1 protein-coding gene is annotated in these 770 nt (G+C 71.0%); it reads right to left on the reverse strand.

Going from position 1 to position 770, the window contains the following annotated elements:
• Nucleotides 1-161: 161 nt before the first annotated feature.
• Nucleotides 162-770: hypothetical protein (locus L6Q96_23265; protein MCK6557469.1), on the reverse strand; the 609-nt coding region annotated here is incomplete at its 5' end.

A 770-nucleotide genomic window follows, 5' to 3' on the forward strand; every position in this document is an offset into this window, starting at 1 on the left:
ACTCCTCCCCGCGACCTGCCCCGGGGACAGTGATCGCCCCGACGCTCAGGCACAGTCCCACGACGGCGGACTGCACCCACCGTGCCAGCCACCGCCGGGGACGTCCTCTGGAGCAGGTCGCTGTCATCCCGGGCTCCTCCATGGCCTGTGGCTTTAGCGCTTCAGAAGCTGTTCATGTCGAGCAGGAAGAGCTGGTCGGCGATCTGCTCCTGCGAGTCGACGAACAGCACCCGCGTGCCCGAGACGTCCAGGTGCGTCATCGCCAGTGCCGACTGCCCGAAGGCGAGTTGTCCGCCGCGCCGCGGCCGGCGCGTGAGCCAGAACAACGCCGCCGCGCCGAGGAGGAGCCACGCGCCGGTGGGCGACGTGGTAGTACCCCCGGCCAAGGTGCAGCCGTCGCCGTTGCCGGTGGTGGCAGTGCGGGTCGGTGTGGTGGTGGGAACTGCCGTTGCCGTGCGGGTCGGTGTGCCGGTGGCGGTTGGCGTCGGTGGCGGGGTTGCGGTCGAGGATGCCGTCGGCGCAGGAGTGGCGGTCGCCGTGGGCGCCGGCGTTGCCGACTGGCAGGGGGCCAGGGCGAGGAGAATTGGTCCCCCCCCGCTCGTACAGCCGCTCTCGGACGCCGTGCAACCAGTCTCGTCGAACTCCATCTGCCTTGCGACTCTGAGGCGAACCGGGTCGATGACGTACAGCTTGCCCGGACCGACCACGAAGACCGTGCCGTTCGCGGCCACGCGCACGTCGCGCCAGCTGCTCTCGCCGCGGAGCAGCGG

This window comes from Candidatus Binatia bacterium (assembly GCA_023150935.1).
GTDB lineage: Bacteria > Desulfobacterota > Binatia > HRBIN30 > HRBIN30 > JAKLJW01.